This is a genomic window from Flavihumibacter sp. CACIAM 22H1, from assembly GCF_001601815.1.
Taxonomy (GTDB): Bacteria; Bacteroidota; Bacteroidia; order Chitinophagales; family Chitinophagaceae; genus Flavihumibacter.
Genome location: NZ_LUKG01000013.1, coordinates 58,949 through 74,970, shown reverse-complemented (window position 1 = coordinate 74,970; position 16,022 = coordinate 58,949). Strand labels below are relative to the sequence as shown.

At 56.5% G+C, this 16,022-nt stretch carries 12 protein-coding genes; 7 read left to right on the top strand and 5 right to left on the bottom strand.

What is annotated here, in order from left to right; genetic code table 11:
• A partial coding sequence (locus A1D16_RS06150) for a c-type cytochrome (RefSeq protein ID WP_290708414.1) occupies positions 1-2,526 on the top strand: 2,526 nt, incomplete at its 5' end.
• Between the two features lie 306 nt (positions 2,527-2,832).
• Here the strand turns inward: A1D16_RS06150 and A1D16_RS06145 are convergent.
• From A1D16_RS06145 to A1D16_RS06135, 3 genes are read right to left on the bottom strand one after another with little or no spacing between them, the layout of a single operon-like run.
• A complete protein-coding gene (locus A1D16_RS06145; protein ID WP_290708413.1) occupies positions 2,833-3,696 on the bottom strand; it encodes a VCBS repeat-containing protein in 864 nt (287 codons plus the stop codon).
• On the bottom strand, positions 3,687-5,081 hold the full coding sequence (locus A1D16_RS06140; RefSeq protein ID WP_290708412.1) for a trypsin-like serine protease: 1,395 nt from the start codon (positions 5,079-5,081) through the stop codon (positions 3,687-3,689). Before A1D16_RS06140 ends, A1D16_RS06145 begins: the two co-directional genes overlap by 10 nt.
• Before the next feature lie 17 nt (positions 5,082-5,098).
• Positions 5,099-5,743, bottom strand: coding sequence for a DUF2760 domain-containing protein (locus tag A1D16_RS06135; RefSeq protein WP_290708411.1), 645 nt, complete (start codon positions 5,741-5,743; stop codon positions 5,099-5,101).
• A 207-nt stretch (positions 5,744-5,950) separates the two neighbouring features.
• Here A1D16_RS06135 and A1D16_RS06130 point away from each other — a divergent pair, with 207 nt between their 5' ends.
• Positions 5,951-6,691, top strand: coding sequence for a dienelactone hydrolase family protein (locus A1D16_RS06130; RefSeq protein WP_290708410.1), 741 nt, complete (start codon positions 5,951-5,953; stop codon positions 6,689-6,691).
• A gap of 105 nt (positions 6,692-6,796) precedes the next feature.
• Positions 6,797-8,338 (top strand): Gfo/Idh/MocA family oxidoreductase, encoded by a 1,542-nt coding sequence (locus A1D16_RS06125; RefSeq protein WP_290708409.1) that lies wholly within the window; start codon positions 6,797-6,799, stop codon positions 8,336-8,338.
• A gap of 65 nt (positions 8,339-8,403) precedes the next feature.
• Here A1D16_RS06125 and A1D16_RS06120 read toward each other — a convergent pair whose 3' ends face one another.
• Entirely contained in the window at positions 8,404-8,733 is a 330-nt protein-coding gene (locus A1D16_RS06120; RefSeq protein ID WP_290708408.1) for a hypothetical protein, read from the bottom strand.
• Between the two features lie 64 nt (positions 8,734-8,797).
• Between A1D16_RS06120 and A1D16_RS06115 the strand changes: the two genes are divergently transcribed.
• The 4 genes from A1D16_RS06115 (at position 8,798) to A1D16_RS06100 (ending at position 14,875) form a co-directional block, all read left to right on the top strand.
• Positions 8,798-9,004 carry a hypothetical protein gene (locus A1D16_RS06115; protein ID WP_290708407.1) on the top strand — a complete coding sequence of 69 codons (207 nt, stop codon included), beginning with the start codon at positions 8,798-8,800 and terminating at the stop codon, positions 9,002-9,004.
• A complete protein-coding gene (locus A1D16_RS06110) occupies positions 8,982-9,821 on the top strand; it encodes an ABC transporter permease (RefSeq protein WP_290708406.1) in 840 nt (279 codons plus the stop codon). The genes A1D16_RS06115 and A1D16_RS06110 overlap by 23 nt, the downstream gene beginning before the upstream one ends.
• A gap of 1 nt (position 9,822) precedes the next feature.
• Complete coding sequence (locus A1D16_RS06105) at positions 9,823-10,512, top strand: hypothetical protein (protein WP_290708405.1); 690 nt, start codon at positions 9,823-9,825, stop codon at positions 10,510-10,512.
• A gap of 91 nt (positions 10,513-10,603) precedes the next feature.
• The gene (locus A1D16_RS06100; RefSeq protein ID WP_290708404.1) at positions 10,604-14,875 is read left to right on the top strand and encodes a T9SS type A sorting domain-containing protein; all 4,272 of its coding nucleotides are present in this window, start codon (positions 10,604-10,606) and stop codon (positions 14,873-14,875) included.
• Positions 14,876-14,881: 6 nt separating this feature from the next.
• On the opposite strand, the gene pdxA is transcribed toward A1D16_RS06100, so the two are convergent.
• Positions 14,882-15,973, bottom strand: a complete 1,092-nt coding sequence (pdxA, locus tag A1D16_RS06095; protein ID WP_290708403.1) for a 4-hydroxythreonine-4-phosphate dehydrogenase PdxA — start codon at positions 15,971-15,973, stop codon at positions 14,882-14,884.
• Between the last annotated feature and the right edge of the window lie 49 nt (positions 15,974-16,022).

Below are 16,022 nucleotides of genomic sequence, written 5' to 3'. Positions count from 1 at the left end.
GGTCTCGGCACCAAGGACACGCACGGGATGACGAACTCGTTCACCCTGCTGCCCGACGGTTGGGTCTATGCCACGCACGGATTTGCGAACGACTCCGCGGCGAAGGGCACCGACGGCAGCACGATCAAGATGGTTTCCGGGAATACCTTCCGCTTCCGACCGGACGGCACGCACCTCGAAAACTTCACCTACGGTCAGGTCAATCCGTTCGGCGTAGCCGTCGACCCGTGGTTCAACCTGTACACGGCCGACTGCCACTCGAAGCCGATCACGCAACTGATCCGCGGCGCGACGTACCAGAGTTTCGGCAAGCCGCACGACGGCCTCGGTTTCGCGCCGCACGTTACGGTTCACGGCCACGGCAGCACCGCACTCTGCGGTCTGACTTGGTACGACGCCGACCAGTTTCCGAAGGAGTACCGCGGCTGCATGTTTCTCGGCAACGTGGTCACGAACCGCATCAATGCCGACAAAATCGAGTGGCACGGCAGCACGCCCGTCGCCAAGGAACTACCCGATTTCCTGACGAGTTCCGACCCCTGGTTCCGCCCCACCGACATCAAGCTCGGGCCGGACGGTGCGCTCTACGTCGCCGACTTTTACAACCGGATCATCGGTCACTACGAAGTCGATTTGAAGCACCCGGGCCGCGACAAGGACCGCGGCCGCGTCTGGCGCATCGTCTACCGCGGCGTCGACGGCAAGGGCGAGGTTCCGACCGCCCCGTTCGCCGACCTGACGACCGCGAAGGCCGAGGACGTCGACCCACTGCTCGGCCATCCGAACCTGACCGTGCGGTTGATGGCAACTCTGGAACTGATCCGCCGCCGCGATGCCGACAGCCTCAAGAACACGGGTCCCTCGCCGCTGGCGGGGAATGCGACTTATACGGCCCATCGCAACTGGGTCGACCTCGGTCCTCGTATTGGAAAGGGACTCTCCTTCCGCGTGTCCGGTGAACCGACCGACTCGCTGACCAAAGCGCACCTCCTCCGTACCTACACGGCCGGCGACGAGAATCTGATGCAGGTCAACGGCAAGCTCGAGCCCATCGGCAACGCGAAGCTCGATCCCCAGCCTCAGGTGCTCCGAACCCAGCTCGATCATTTGATCGCGTTCCCTGATCCGCGGCAGATTCCCGAACTGGTCCGAGTCATTCGATCGTGTCCGCCCGAGGACACGCACCTCAAGTACGCCGCCCGGCTCGCGCTGCGGAATTGCGTGCGAACCAAGGGCGGTTGGGCCGCCGTGGCGGAACTTCCCGACTCCGAGGCGAACGCCATCGCCGACGTGGCGGTGGCCGTTGGCTCGTCGGAAGCGTCAGCGTTTCTTTTGAAGCAACTAATCTCCGGCAAGAACGACCTCTTCTTCTGCGAACCGGTCGGCCGCTTCGGCACCGACGACCAGGCCGCGCACGCGATCATCTACCTGTCGCAGAAAGCTCCTCCGGCGTTCGCGGTGCAGGGGTTGCAGCGGCTCGTGCGAGGCGTGCAATCTCGCGGCGGGAAACTGCCGGCCGAGTTGCCGACGCTCGCCGAGAAATCGTGCAGCGACGGGCTCGCGGGCACCGACCCGGCCGCGGTGCAATCGGCCATCGAACTCGCCGCCGCCCTGAAACTGAAGTCGACGTTCGACGCCATCTCGGCGGTGGCGACCGCGGCCAATCGCCCGGAACCGCTGCGTTCCGCGGCGGCGACCTCGCTGGTCGCGCTCGACGGCGAGAAGGCGGTTCCGACGCTCGCGAAACTCCTGGCGACTCCCGGCACGCCGTTCGCCGTGCAGGTAAAAGTGGCCCAGTCGCTGGCCGGCCGCGACGACGGGCGGGCCGCGCTCCTCGCCGCGTTGCCGACCTCCCCTGCCCGCCTTTCGGGAGCCATCGCCGCGGCTCTCGCAGGCTCGCCCCCAGGAGCATCAGCACTCCTCGATGCCGTCGCCGTGGGGAAAGCGTCGCCGCGTTTGCTGCAAGATAAATCCGTGTCGACGAAACTCCTGGCCATCGACGGCGGCAAGCACAAGTCGCGAATTGGCGAACTCACGAAAGGCTTGCCAACGGCCGATCAGCGCATCGCCGACCTGATTCGCACCCGCGGCGACAAGTTCCGCGGGCTGAAGCCGGACCTGGAAATCGGAAAGAAGGCGTTCGCGACGAACTGCGCCGCCTGCCACCAACTCGCCGGCCTCGGGGCGAAAGTCGGGCCACAGCTCGATGGCGTCGGCAATCGCGGGTCCGACCGATTGCTCGAAGACGTGCTCGACCCGAACCGCAACGTCGACGCCGCGTTTCGGGCGACGACGCTCAACCTCGTCGACGGCCGCACCGTGACGGGACTGCTGCTCCGCGAGGAGGGAAAAACCTTGGTACTCGCCGACGCGACGGGCAAGGAGGTTCGCATCGCGGCCGACGACGTCGAGAAACGCACGCTCTCGCCACTGTCGCCGATGCCCGCGAATTTCGACACCGCCGTCCCCGAACCCGAGTTCCTCCACCTGATCGCGTACCTACTGGAACAGCGGGCGAAACCGTGATGGCCGCGACGCGGCTTAGGAATCGTCCAGCGACTACTCCGCGTTCTCATGGGCGAATCCTGGTCTGGGAGCCTGAAAGGCTCCTTCTACCAGCCCAGGCCGCAGGCCTGGGAACTCTGCGGTCACCGTTTTCGACCCTATAAGGGTCGTTCTCGCCACATGGGTGAGCGACCCTTACAGGGTCGGGAGACTCCCAATCCCCGATTCCCAGGCCTCCGGCCTGGGCTGACGGAAGGAGCCTTTCAGGCTCCAAAACGAAGCGATTGCGTGCACTAATCGGAACGCGGATTAGCCGCTGGACGCTCCTCAGCCGATGCTGGCGCCGACGTCGGCGAAGCCGATTTGCGACGCGTTGTTGATCAGGATGTTCCCGGCGTCGAAGCGATACGACTTGATTGCGCCGGGCTTCGTCAGCGGAGCCACGACGAGGCGGGGGTCGCCGTTGCCGTCCGGGCTGAAGCCGACGGCGACGCCGCCGTTGAACCCGGAATCGTAGGCGTTGAAGGAGTTGATGAGCGAGCCGGTCTGCCCGTTGTAGGAGTTCACCAGCGGGCTTCCCCCGGCACCCGCGCCGACAAAGATTTCGGCAAAGCCGTCGCCGGTGACGTCTCCGACGGCGGCCGTAATTCCCCCGCGGAAGTTCGGGTCGAAGGCGAAGAAGCTCCGCAGCTCGGTCGCGGTCTTGCCGTCGAAGATACGCACGTTCGGGCCGCCGCCGGCACCCGGTGCCGTGACCAAATCCGCAATGCCGTCGCCGTTGACGTCGCCGACGGCGATGGTCGCCCCACCGCGGAAACTGCCGTCGTAGGCGAAGAAACTGAGCAGTTCCGCGCCACTCGCCCCGTCGAACGCTCGCACCCGCGGCGAGCCGCCGACGCCCGGCGTCAGGATGATGTCCGCGATACCGTCGCCGTTGAGGTCGCCGACGGCCGCGTTCACGCCGCCGGTAAACGATTCCTCGAAGGCGAAGAAACTGCGGACCTCGGCTCCGGTCTTGCCGTCGAGCACCACCACTCGCGGTCCGCCGCCGGCGCGGGCCGTCACAATCAGATCGGGGATGGCGTCGCCGGTGAGGTCGCCGCGGGCGACGTTGACGCCGCCGGTGTACGTCGACTCGAAGGCGAAGAAGCTGGCGAGTTCGGTGCCGTTGGTACTGTCGATCACCTGCACCCGCGGCCCGCCGCCGGGGGCGCTCCCACGGCGATGTTGTGGGCATTCGTGCGCGAGAAGGTCGCGTCGGTGGCGGTCACCGCGAACGGGTAGGCCCCATCGGCATTCACGCTGGTTCCATCGGCCGAACCCCGGACGGTGATGCCGGACACGGTACTGACAGGCACCGTGAGGTACCGCACGCCGTTGACCTCAACGACGATCTGGTAGTCCTCTTGGAACACGCGGACCGAATCGGGCGTGCCGTCGTTTCCGATCGGTTGCGTCGTCATGTCGAGGACGACGGCCGCCTTCTGGGCGAGCAGCGGATTCAGGAACGTCGGCAGCAGCACCGAGACGCGGGCCCAGAAGGTGCTGTCGCCGAATCGGGATTCGTCGGTGCCGTAGGAGGCGATGCCGGCGATTTTGCCGTCGATGAACGCGGGCCCGCCGGAATCGCCGGCCCCGAGCACGCTTGCGCCGGCCACCGAGGGAAAGCCGGCTCCGAAGATGTCGGTTTCACCAGACTGCCCGAACTGGTTCACGACCGCGGTGCCGACGTGTCGCACGCCTCCGGAGTTGCCGTCCTGCAGGGTCGTGGCCACGGCGGTACCCACGAATCCGCCCTGCGGCGTCAGCGTGACCTGCGGCACGTTCAGTCCGCCGAACAGGGCGGTATCGACGTTCTCGAACACGAGTTCGAAGGCACCGTTGTTCGGATTACCGGGCGAATCGACCGTAAACACGTTGACCGTGGTCAGGCCGGTGAATGCCTGAAGTTGCGCCTGCAAGGCTGAGGCCGTGATGTTCGCGGCAATGGTGGTGCTTTGGCCGTTGAAGCCGAGCGTGAGATTGCCGGCTCCCGAAATCGCGAGCCGCTGCACCTCGGCGTTTCCGTTCGCGTTGCCGCTCGCCTCGCCGGTCGTGCCGGTGCCGGCGAATCCGAAACCGTAGAAGGTGACGGTTTTGCCGAGTTCGTCGGTCACAGCGTACGGGGCAAAGCCGATGCTCGTACCGCCGGGAGCGATCGCGGGTAACCGCATAAGGGCGATGTCGCCCCCCTCGCCGATCCGGTTGCTTCCCTGCCAGCGCGGCTCGATGGTGATGGCCGCCCGCGGCACCGTCAGAACCACCGGCCCGCTCGTGAACGCAAAGCGGACGAAGTAGTTCTCCGCATCCGCGATCTTGTCGCCGTTGGAATCGACGCAGTGCGCCGCCGTGAGGACGTAGCGGGCGTCGGTCAGCACGACGCCGGTGGAATCGAGTGCGTTGAGGTTTTCGCCGAAGTTGACGACGCCGTCGAATCCGACTCCGGAACCGACGATCGGTGCGATTTCGAATGCGGATACGACGGGCGTCGTGCGGTCTTCGAGGCGGGTGACACCGAGGCGGGGGCGAATGGGCATGGGCGATCTCGGGAGGTTTACGGCAGTTGCACCTCGGCGGGTTGGACGACGAACGGATCCTGTCCGTCGGCAATCGTCGGGAGTTTCAGGTCGCGGACGCGCCAGCCGGGGTGTTGGAGTTCGCCCTTGAACGGCGGTTGCCCCGTCACGTTCCCGGTCACGCGGACGGCCGACGGATCGAATCCGACCGGCACCGTGACCGTATCTCCCTCGGTGCCGCCGAGCACCGGTTCGACGGTCATATGCGATTTCAGTGCCGCGGCCGCCTTCTTGTGAATGTCGCGGACGGCCTGTCCGACCTGGGCATCGCTCGCGCCGGCGATGTCTTCCATCAGAAAATCGACGAGGCGAGCTTCGGCCTGCAGCAATGCGAGCACTCGGACCGGTTCGCCGGTCGGTTTTGGCGGCGCGACCGGCTTCGGCGGTGCGACCGGTTTCGGCGCCTCGACCTTCGCCGGTTCGGGCGGCGGCGGCACGGGTTGACCGAGGAGACCGCGGACGGCGGCGTCGAACGCCGCGTCCTGGTTCGCCCGGCCCGCGACGGTCAGGCCCCAGGTGGCCCGGCCGATTGACCCCGCTCGGGCGACCATCGCCACCGAAAGCACAAAGCCGGAAAACGCGGCCCCGAGCACAGCACCGATCAGCATCTGCTCCATCGCCATCTCCGCGAAACGTTCGAGTCGATGGCGGAAATTCTACGGACGGCCGCGAAAAGTCCAAAAGGCGAATGGGCTCGCCGGGCTTTCGGGTCGACGCGGAAAACCTTGCCATCTGAAAATCAGATTGCGAGGCCGACGGCCGGTAATCGTTGGCGATTCGCCGAGCGATTTGTTACTTTACCTTCACACGCCTGCCACCGGAGCCTCTCCATGTTCCGTCCGCTGTTCCTCGCCTGCTTCGTCGTTTTTGCCGGCACCGCGTCGGCCGCCGACACGAAAACGGGATTCGTCGACAAGACGTTCAAGAATGCCGACGGCACCGAATCGCCTTACGTCGTGTTCGTGCCGCACAGCTACGACGGCACGAAGGAAGTCCCGATCATCCTGTTCCTGCACGGTGCCGGCGAGACCAAGGGCGGCAGCAAGAAGCCGGTGCAAGTCGGCATCGGGCCGGCGATTCAGAAACGCGAGAAGACCTTCCCGTTCATCGTGGTGATTCCGCAGGCGGAGCACACGAAGACGCCCGTGGTGCAGCGCTGGTTCGCCGGCAAGCCCGACGGCGACCGGGCCCTGGCGATGCTCGAAGCCACGACGAAGGAGTACAAGACCGACCCGGCCCGCGTGTACCTGACCGGCCTGTCGATGGGCGGGTTCGGCACCTGGAACCAGGCGGCAGCCAACCCCACGAAGTGGGCCGCAATCGCCCCCGTTTGCGGCGGCGGCAACGTCGCCGACGCCGAGAAACTCAAGGATCTGCCGATCTGGAATTTCCACGGCGACAAGGACGCGGCCGTGAAGGTCGACCTGTCCCGCGACATGATCAATGCAATCGAAAAGGCCGGCGGCAAACCGAAGTACACCGAATACCCCGGCGTCGCCCACAACTCCTGGGACAACGCCTACGGCACCGATGAACTCTACACCTGGTTGCTGGAACAAAAGAAGAAGTGATTCCGGCGAGCCGGGAGCGTAAGCGACCGGAGTGCCACCAAACTCCGGTCGCTTACGCTCCCGGCTCGCCAAACCCAAACCTACCTTTTCCATTCCGGAGATCCCATGTCGAATTCCACGCAGCCGACCCGGCGCGGGTTCCTGCAAACGTCCGCGGCCGCGGGCGTCGCAGGTGCCGCGATGGCCCTGCCGGCCAAGTCCTACGCCAAGGTGCTCGGAGCCAACGGCAAACTCAACGTCGCCTTCCTCGGCGTCGGCGGCCGCTGTCAGCAGCACATCGACGTCGTGCTGCAGATGCAGAAGGAAAACAAGAACGTCGTCCCGTTCGCGGTCTGCGACGTCTGGGACGGCCAGGTCGTCCCGAACCTCATCAAGGGGCGTGGCCTGTACCCGTCGGCCGAACGTTGCGGGCTCGACAAGGACGATAAGAAGCGCGTCACCAAGGATTACCGCGTCATCCTCGACAACGGCGACGTCGACGTCGTCACCATCGCCACACCGGACCACTGGCACGCGAAAATGACGATCGACGCCCTCAAGAAGGGCAAGCACGTCTACTGCGAAAAGCCGATGACCCGGACCATCGCCGAATCGCAGGCCGTCGTCGATGCGTGGAAGGAATCGGGTAAGGTGATGACCGTCGGCGTGCAGAGCATGGCCGATCCGACCTGGTCCGAGGCGAACAAGTACATCACGGCCGGCAACATCGGCCACGTGCTCCAGGGCCAGACCAGCTACTTCCGCAACAGCAGCGTCGGCCAGTGGCGCTACTACCCGCTGACCAAGGAAATGTCGCCGAAGACCATCGACTGGAAGACCTGGCTCGGCAACGAGCAGGAAGTCAACGGCGAGAAGATCGGGCCGGCGGAAGCCGACATGCCGTTCGACCGCGCCGTTTGGGCCCAGTGGCGCTGCTACTGGCCGTTCGGCGGCGGCATGTTCACTGACCTGTTCGTCCACCAGACGACCCACCTCATCGCCGCGATGGGGATCCGCTATCCGCGGCGCGTCGTCGGGGCCGGCGGCATCTACATCGAGTACGACGGCCGCGACGTGCCGGACACCGCCACCGTGGTTGCCGACTACGACGAAGGTTGCCAGTTCATCGTCTCCGCGACGATGGCCAACGACACCCAGCTCGGCGAAATGATCCGCGGCCACCTGGCCACGATCAAGTTCACCGGCGGCGGCGACTACATGAAGGGCTTCGAGGTCTACGGCCAGAAGATCGCCGGCGGGCCTGTCAAGCCGGGCGAAAAGAACGACGCCCCGGTCTTCACCTACGAAAACCCGAAGAAGGGGAACGCGACCTACGCCCTGTGGGAAGACTTCCTCGAACACGTCGCCGCCGGCAAGCAGGACACGCTCTGCACGCCAGAACTCGGAGCCGCCGCGTTCAGCACCGTGAACATGGGCGTGCTCAGTTACCGCAACGGCAAGGCGCTGTTCTGGGACAAGCAAGCCCGCAAGCCGACGGAAGCCGACGCGACCTGGGCCGCCGCCTGGGAAAAGCGGTCGAAGGAACGCGGTAAGCCGAACCAGGTCATCGGCTGGACCGGCGGCGACAAGGGCAGCCTGCTCGAACCGCCGGCTTACCAGAAGCTCGAAGGCCCGTGGATCGGCGGCAAGGACCCCGCCGGCGCGTAATTTGAAATGAACCGAATTCGGGGCGGCCGGTCGCAGACCGGCCGCCTTTTTTCGTCACTTCGCCGTCAGCACGCCGCGATCGCGTACGCCTTCGGCAATCTCGCGGACGCGGTACGGCCGTTTTCCCTGGCTCTCGAATAGACCCGCGTCATCACTTCGCCCATTAGGCCGAGCGACAGGAACTGCACACCGCACACCTCGGCGAGCAGGCCGAGCAGCGTCAGCGGATTCGAGGTCATCCCCGGGCCGCTCGTGTACTTCATGGCGACCGCGGCCGCGAGGGCGACCGTCCCGGCGAACATCAACCCCAGGCCGACGAGGCCGAAGAGGTGCATTGGTCGGGTCTGGTAGCTCGCGAGGAACTTCACCGTGAGCAGGTCGAGGATCACCCGCACGGTGCGGAAGATGGTGTACTTCGATTTCCCGGCCGTCCGCGGGTGGTGCCGGACGGGAACCTGCGTGACCCGGGCTCCCTGGAACCTGCCGGTAGAAGAATGGAAGCAGGAATTGGTGGTGCCCCTGCCGCCAGACCAGGTTCCCTTACTAACGCGTTACCTGGTGCAAATGGACATTGATCTGCAATCCATCCGCTCGGTCAATTCACTGGAAGCATATTTTTTATCCTTAACCTCGGGCAATCAACATGTGGCCACTTTTACAAATTGAACTGTTTAAGATATTCAAGCGTTCGCGTACCTATATCAGTTTTGCGGCTATTGGTGCAATTGTAGCTTTAATATTGCTGGCCTTTTATGCCGATGGCTCAAATTATATGGCATTTGGTATGCAATCTCTAACCCAGAGTTTTGATATACAGGGGAATGTCCTGAATGGTTACCTGATTTGTTTTATCGTGCTGCAGACCCTTCTTATTCATGTACCCTTATTAATTGCCCTTGTAGCTGGTGATCAGATTGCCGGAGAAGCCAATATGGGTACCCTTCGCCTATTGATCACCAAACCGGTTAGCCGAACCCGCCTCTTACTGGCTAAGTTTACTGCTTCTGTTATTTACACCATATTATTATTGATCTGGATGGCCTTTCTGGCGCTCTTGGTGTCTGTTTGGATTTTCGGAACTGGTGACCTCATGATTTTAAAAAGTACCGAAGTAGTTATACTGGAAAAAGCCGACGTCTTGTGGCGCTATTTCGCCGCATTTGGATTTGCGGCAATTGCTATGACAACGGTACCTGCACTCGCTTTCTTTTTTTCTGTATTTGCGGAAAACTCTATCGGACCCATTGTTACCACTATGAGTGTAATTATCGTTTGTACCATTCTCAGCACCATGGATATTCCCATTTTTAATACTATCAAGCCCTTTTTGTTTACCACCCACATGATCGGCTGGAAAGGTTTTTTTGATGCGCCGGTTGCCTGGCAGCCTGTACTTCAATCGGCCGGTATCCTGGTGCTGCATATTGTTGGCCTACTACTGGCTACTATTTTTGTATTCCGCAAAAAAGATATTTTATCCTAATATGAAAAAGTTTGGCTTTCTCTTCTGTACGCTGTTATTTACCCTATCTCTGAGGGCGCAGGACGCAGCGCAATTGCTTCAGGCGGTTAAAAAAAAGCTCGAATCGGTGAAGGACTATACCGGGGATGCCACTCTTTCGGTAGAGGTGAGTTTTATGAAAGTTCCCGACTCAAAGGTGAAAGTTTACTTCCGCCAACCCGATCAATTTAAAATAATTAAACCCGATGGTATCTCCATTTTACCTAAAGGTGGCATGAATGTAAGCCTGAACTCCCTTATTTCAGGGAAAGAGTTTACCTCTGTACCGGGTGGGTACACCTCGGTGAATGGCCGTAAACTGGCGATTATTAAACTATTGCCCATTGCCGAGAACAGCGATGTCGTATTAACCACCTTGCTGGTTGAGGAAAGTTCCGCCCTGGTTTGGAAAGCTACGACCACCACGAAAGAAAATGGCACCTACGAATCCAACATGGAATACAACCGGTTTGCCCAATGGGGGTTACCGGATAAAATTCTTTTTGTGTTCAATACCAGTACTTTCAAGCTGCCGAAAGGGGTAACCATGGAATATGAGGGTGGTAAATCTACCAAAGCCCCCCAGGCGTCCGGGGATGGCAAGGGCCGGGTTTCCCTGGTTTACAAAACCTATAGCATAAATAAGGGCTTATCTCCTGCCTTATTTAAGTAGTTTCCCTCAATTTTAGGGGTTTTCCATTATTTTATTTGTAGAAAAAATATAATTAATATTTGGTCGTTTTAAAGGTATCCAACCCTTGAGTATGACCACCCCCTTCCTAAAAACCAGCTTTCTTAGCCTGCTGTTGGTGATGTTTTTAAGTACCCTGCGCGCCCAGGATCCGGCTGTCCGTTCCATTGTAATTGGTATTGGCCGCTCCAATTGCGCTAGCGGTACCCTTGGTATGGCTTATATGGAGTTTAAGGACCAGACCAATATTTTAAGCAAAATCAATTCCTTTGACTGTACACCCAGCCTCGCTTCACCCGGTTATTCTTCCTCCGGGGCCCTGGTTGATTTTAACCCAAAGGATAATATGATTTATTATTTCAGGTGGTCGGGAACCAGCACCTATGTGTGGAGATGGGCACCCGGTACCTGTCCGAATAATAACCTGGCACCAATTCGGGTATTCAATAGTATTTTAACAGCAGCATTTGATTCAGATGGCTATGCCTGGATGGTGAATATGAATCCTGCCACCGGATCTCCCCTGAACTATAATCTTACTTTGCAGCGTATTGATTTTACCACAGGTAATATTGGTGCAGCGGTACCAGTTACCATGCCAACCGGTGTTAAGATTTATACGCAGAATGGAGATTTCGCCATTACTCCTACGGGTCAGTTTTATTTTGCCTTTGATAATAAGTTGATGACGATGAACTACCGCGATTACGGTACAGCCCCCATCAGAGCAACTTATATTGATACAATTCCATTACCGGGTGCCAATGTAAACCTGGTAGGACTGGCCTATGCAGGTGGGCAATTTGTGGGCTCTTTCAGAAGGTCGTCACCCGCATTATGTATGCACAGCCGATTGGATATGTTAACCGGCGACCGGTTTAACCTGGGTGCCAGTTCCACCTTTAGCTCATTTGATAATACCAGTATTACATCCGGAATAGGATCCGCCAAAAAGCTGGTGTCCCTAACCCCTACGGGTACACCCGGAGAATACGATGTTGTATACGATCTCTATGTCCGGAATTTCGGTAATTATCCTATATCTAACTTACAGGTGTTCGATACGCTTTCAAACATAAATTTTGCCTCAAATGTTGTTAGTGCCAGTGCGAGCCTGGTATCTAATCCCGCCGGAGTTACATTGAACGGTTCCTACAACGGAACCACCAATACCCGTTTACTGGCAAACGCTCAAACGCTAAAAAACTTCCCGGTTAACGAAAATAATTTTACGATTCGGATTTCAGTGCGGTTACGCAATATTGAAAGAGGAAAAATTTATAATAACTCGGCAACGGTTACCGGAACCGGATTTGGTAGTACAGCCTCCGGCTTTGGGGTTAATCTTAGGGATGTTTCAACCGATGGCGCTCATCCTGATCTTAACCTGAACGGCAAACCAGATGATGCAGGCGAATCAGTGCCTACTCCATTTGTGGTAGTAGTGGCAGGCGAATCTCCTCCTTGTCCGGCTATAAATAATGTATTGTATTCGCAAAATTTCGGCAGTGGTACGGGTTCCTCTATCCTGATGCCCCTTGGTACCACTACAGAATATACGGGTTCTACCTCCAACCCATTACCAACCAACTCCTATGTGATAACCAATAATCCCGCAAATGGAAACAGTACCTACTGGAATTCCATGCCGGATCATACAGGCAATCCCAATGGCCAGATGCTGGTAGTTAATGCGGATGTGCAACAGAGCGTATTATTCAGTACTACGGTCAATAATCTTTGTTCCAACCTCAAATATTCCCTGAATGTGTGGGTGGCCAATATCAGTAACAGCAACCAGCGAAGCTTTTGTGCAGCTGTTGGTGGCTTCAAATCACCCCGTTTATTATTCCGTGCCAGAGATGCAGTAACCGGCCTGGTACTTACCTACCTGAGTACCCCAGAAATAACGAATAGTGCCTGGGAACGACACGGGATCCGGTTTGTATTACCCAGTGGATATTCTTCCATTATCCTGGAAGTGATAAACCAGGGAGAAGGTGGTTGTGGAAATGACCTGGCCATTGATGATATTGAATTTGGACTTTGTGATGCGGAACCCGTTGTAAATACTACCGCAGTAAGTGCGGGTTGCGTGGGCGGACAGGCAACCTTCTCCGCTACTTTAAGTGATCCTACAATTATTGATGGTACCGTTCAGTATCAATGGCAATCGAGTACCGATAGTCTGAACTGGACCAATCTTTCCGGAGCCACCAATTCAACCTATACCATTGCCTCTATGAGTGCTACCAATCAGCGCTATTACAGGGTATTGGTAGCATCGGGCGGAAACATTAATAATCCTGGATGTCGTTATGCTTCACCCGGTTTCTATCTGCCATTAAAGTCACCCAGCACTGTTTCGCCTACCGGTATAAGGGCCAATAAAACAACTGTTTGTCCGGGTAGTGGTGTAACCTTAACAGCCTATGGTGGCAGCTTCGGAACAAATGCACGCTATGTTTGGTATGCAAACGGTTGTGGTACTAATATTCCATTAGGATATGGCCCTACTTTAACGGTAAATCCTTCCACCAGCAGAACCTATTATGTTCGGATTGAAGGTGATTGTAATATGACCACCTGCGTAAGCTACCGGGTTAATTTGGGCTGTGATATTGATGATGATGATGACGGTATTCCGGATCTTGTTGAAAACAATGGCCTGGATGCAGACCTGGATCAAGACATGGATGGTACGCTTGATTATCGCGATGCTGATACCCCCGGTTTCGTGGATGTTAATAATGATGGAATTGATGATCGTTTCGATTTTGACCTTGATGGAACATTAAACTCGTTTGACCTGGACAGTGATAATGATGGGATTGCTGACGTGGTAGAAGCAGGTGGCGTTGATGCGAATGGAGATGGTCGTATCGATAATTTTACCGATCCGGATGGAGATGGTCTTTCCCAGAACGTAGATGCTTCGTCTACAGGAGCCGCCGGTTCTGGCGTAGGCTTAGGACTGCCCGATCTGGATGGGGATGGTATACCCAATATGTTTGATCTGGATAGTGATAATGATGGTATATACGACGTTATCGAAGCTGGAGGTATAGATGCCAATAACGATGGCCGTATTGATAACGGAACTATGATCCTGAGAACAGGTGCCGATACCAACAACGATGGAAGAGCAGACAGTTATCCCTTCCGCAATAAAGACAACGACCGACGCCCCAACCCCTATGACCTGGACAGTGACGGGGATGGAATAACCGATCTGCGCGAAGCTGGTTATGCAGATATTGATTTCAATGGCATGCTGGATGCAGGTACTGTCCGTCATTTTGTTTATCCGAATACGGATGGCAGAACACACCCTGATTACCTCGATATTGATTCGGACGATGATGGTGTTCCGGATAATGTAGAGGGACTTGCTACCAACAGCTATCAATTACCTTCCGGATTGGACTCGGATAATGATGGAATCGATAATGCGTATGATGGGTTCAACGGTTATGGCGGAAACGGAATTACACCCAATGATGAAGACCTGGATGGCATACCGGATTATAGAGACAGTGATACTGATGGCGACGGCGTTAGCGATATCATTGAAGCCAATGATTTTAACATGAACAGTAAAGCTGATGATGATATTACACTAAGTGGACTGGATACAGATGACGATGGATTGGATAATACATTTGACCTGGATAACAGTTCTGCTAAAGGCACGTCTGCCTACATGGGCACTGCAGGTTCTATGACGGGGGATGCAAGCCCGGGATCTAAAACCATGGTGCAGCGACATTCCAACGAATCATCCGAACGCGACTGGAGAGTGTACCTCTATATCCTGTCAACCCGTTTCGTAAAAGTAACCGCCTTCCAGCAACCGGATGGTGTGCACCTGAACTGGGAAATAAGTACAACAGAACCGGTAAGTTATTATGAAGTACTGCGGAAAGACGGTAACGGTAATTTTGTAGTGATTGGTACGGTTTATAACGCTACCAGCTTCCATGATACCAAACCTGGCCATTCAACAGGTGTTCAATACCGGATCAAAGCTATTAACCGGGAAGGTAAATCGGTAATCAGTGATGTGGTGCTGGTAAAACTTTCCGTAGTGGAGCAGTTGTCGGTAATGCCTAACCCGGCACAGTCTTATCTCCAAATTATTATTGCTGCAAAAGAAAAACAATGGTTGGATTGCCAATTAATGGATGATCGGGGTCGCCTGGTATATCAGCAATCTCAACAATTGCAGAAAGGAAATAATACCATCCAGATTTCCGGGTTGGGAAAATATGCCAGAGGTGTTTACCTGTTGCGTATGGTTTCCAATAACCAGGAGGTGATCACCCATAAAGTGGTACTCCGGTAAACCGGTTTATTCTTCAATTTTCTCATCAACCGCATTGGCTAACAGGCGGTTGGTGAGTTTTTTCATAGGGTTTGCCCTGTTTTCGCGATAAAAAGACCGCTGCCTGATTATGTCTACACAGGTGAACAGGGCGCTGATAAAGGAACTTTCATCGCCCCGGTTTTTACCGGCAATATCAAAGGCCGTTCCATGGTCGGGCGAGGTACGAACACCCGATAAGCCGGCGGTAAAGTTTACCCCTTCGCCATGCGAAAGTGATTTAAAGGGAATCAGCCCCTGGTCATGGTACATGGCCAGTACTGCATCGAAACGTTCATGGTATCCTCTGGCAAAAAAAGCATCCGCTGAAAAGGGACCCTGTACAATTGCGCCTGTTTGTTGTTTGAATTCCTTGATGGCAGGTTTAATAATGGCTTCTTCTTCTGAACCAATAAGACCTTCATCACCGGCATGTGGGTTTAATCCTAATACCGCAATTTTGGGCCGGTCTATTCCGAAATCCTGTTTCAGGCTGGATTCGATCAGTTTCAACTTGGAAAGAATGGCTGCTTTTGTAACAAAAGGGCCTATTTCCTGAACAGGTACATGTTCTGTCAGCAAAGCTACCCGCATGTTACTGGCTACCATCATCATAACCACTTCTTTAGCGCCGAAAGCCTGTTTCAGGTAAGGCGTATGACCGGTATAAGGAAATGCATCGCTCTGGGTATTTTTCTTATGGATCGGAGCTGTTACCAGCCCATGAATATGGCCGGCCAGCAAGGCTTCTGTGGCGGTAGTCAGAGAAAGTACCGCATATTTTCCGCCTTCGGCAGTTAATTGCCCGGGGGTTATGGCTACTTCTTCTTCCCAGCAATTGTAGATATTCACCTGTTTCGGGTTGATACGGCTGAAATCCTTGATTTGCTGGAAGTTGAAATTGCTGTCGGGGGTTGATTTACGGTAAAAATTGATGGCCTTATTAGAGGCAAACACAATGGGCGTACAGAGGTCCAGCAATTTGCTGTTGCCTACGGTTTTAATGATTAGCTCCAGGCCGATGCCGTTCAGATCACCACAGCTTATACCAATTATCGGACGTATAGTTTCAGTTGACATTTTGTACTATGCTTAAATAAGCAGTAAAAATACAGTATTCAGCGGCCGC

What these genes read in the sequence shown, in the direction of transcription:
- A1D16_RS06140 (WP_290708412.1), bottom strand. Translation starts at nt 5,081, where the DNA reads ATGCCCATTCGCCCCCGCCTCGGTGTCACCCGCCTCGAAGACCGCACG.
- A1D16_RS06135 (WP_290708411.1), bottom strand. Translation starts at nt 5,743, where the DNA reads ATGGCGATGGAGCAGATGCTGATCGGTGCTGTGCTCGGGGCCGCGTTT.
- A1D16_RS06130 (WP_290708410.1), top strand. Translation starts at nt 5,951, where the DNA reads ATGTTCCGTCCGCTGTTCCTCGCCTGCTTCGTCGTTTTTGCCGGCACC.
- A1D16_RS06125 (WP_290708409.1), top strand. Translation starts at nt 6,797, where the DNA reads ATGTCGAATTCCACGCAGCCGACCCGGCGCGGGTTCCTGCAAACGTCC.
- A1D16_RS06110 (WP_290708406.1), top strand. Translation starts at nt 8,982, where the DNA reads ATGTGGCCACTTTTACAAATTGAACTGTTTAAGATATTCAAGCGTTCG.
- A1D16_RS06105 (WP_290708405.1), top strand. Translation starts at nt 9,823, where the DNA reads ATGAAAAAGTTTGGCTTTCTCTTCTGTACGCTGTTATTTACCCTATCT.
- A1D16_RS06100 (WP_290708404.1), top strand. Translation starts at nt 10,604, where the DNA reads ATGACCACCCCCTTCCTAAAAACCAGCTTTCTTAGCCTGCTGTTGGTG.
- pdxA (WP_290708403.1), bottom strand. Translation starts at nt 15,973, where the DNA reads ATGTCAACTGAAACTATACGTCCGATAATTGGTATAAGCTGTGGTGAT.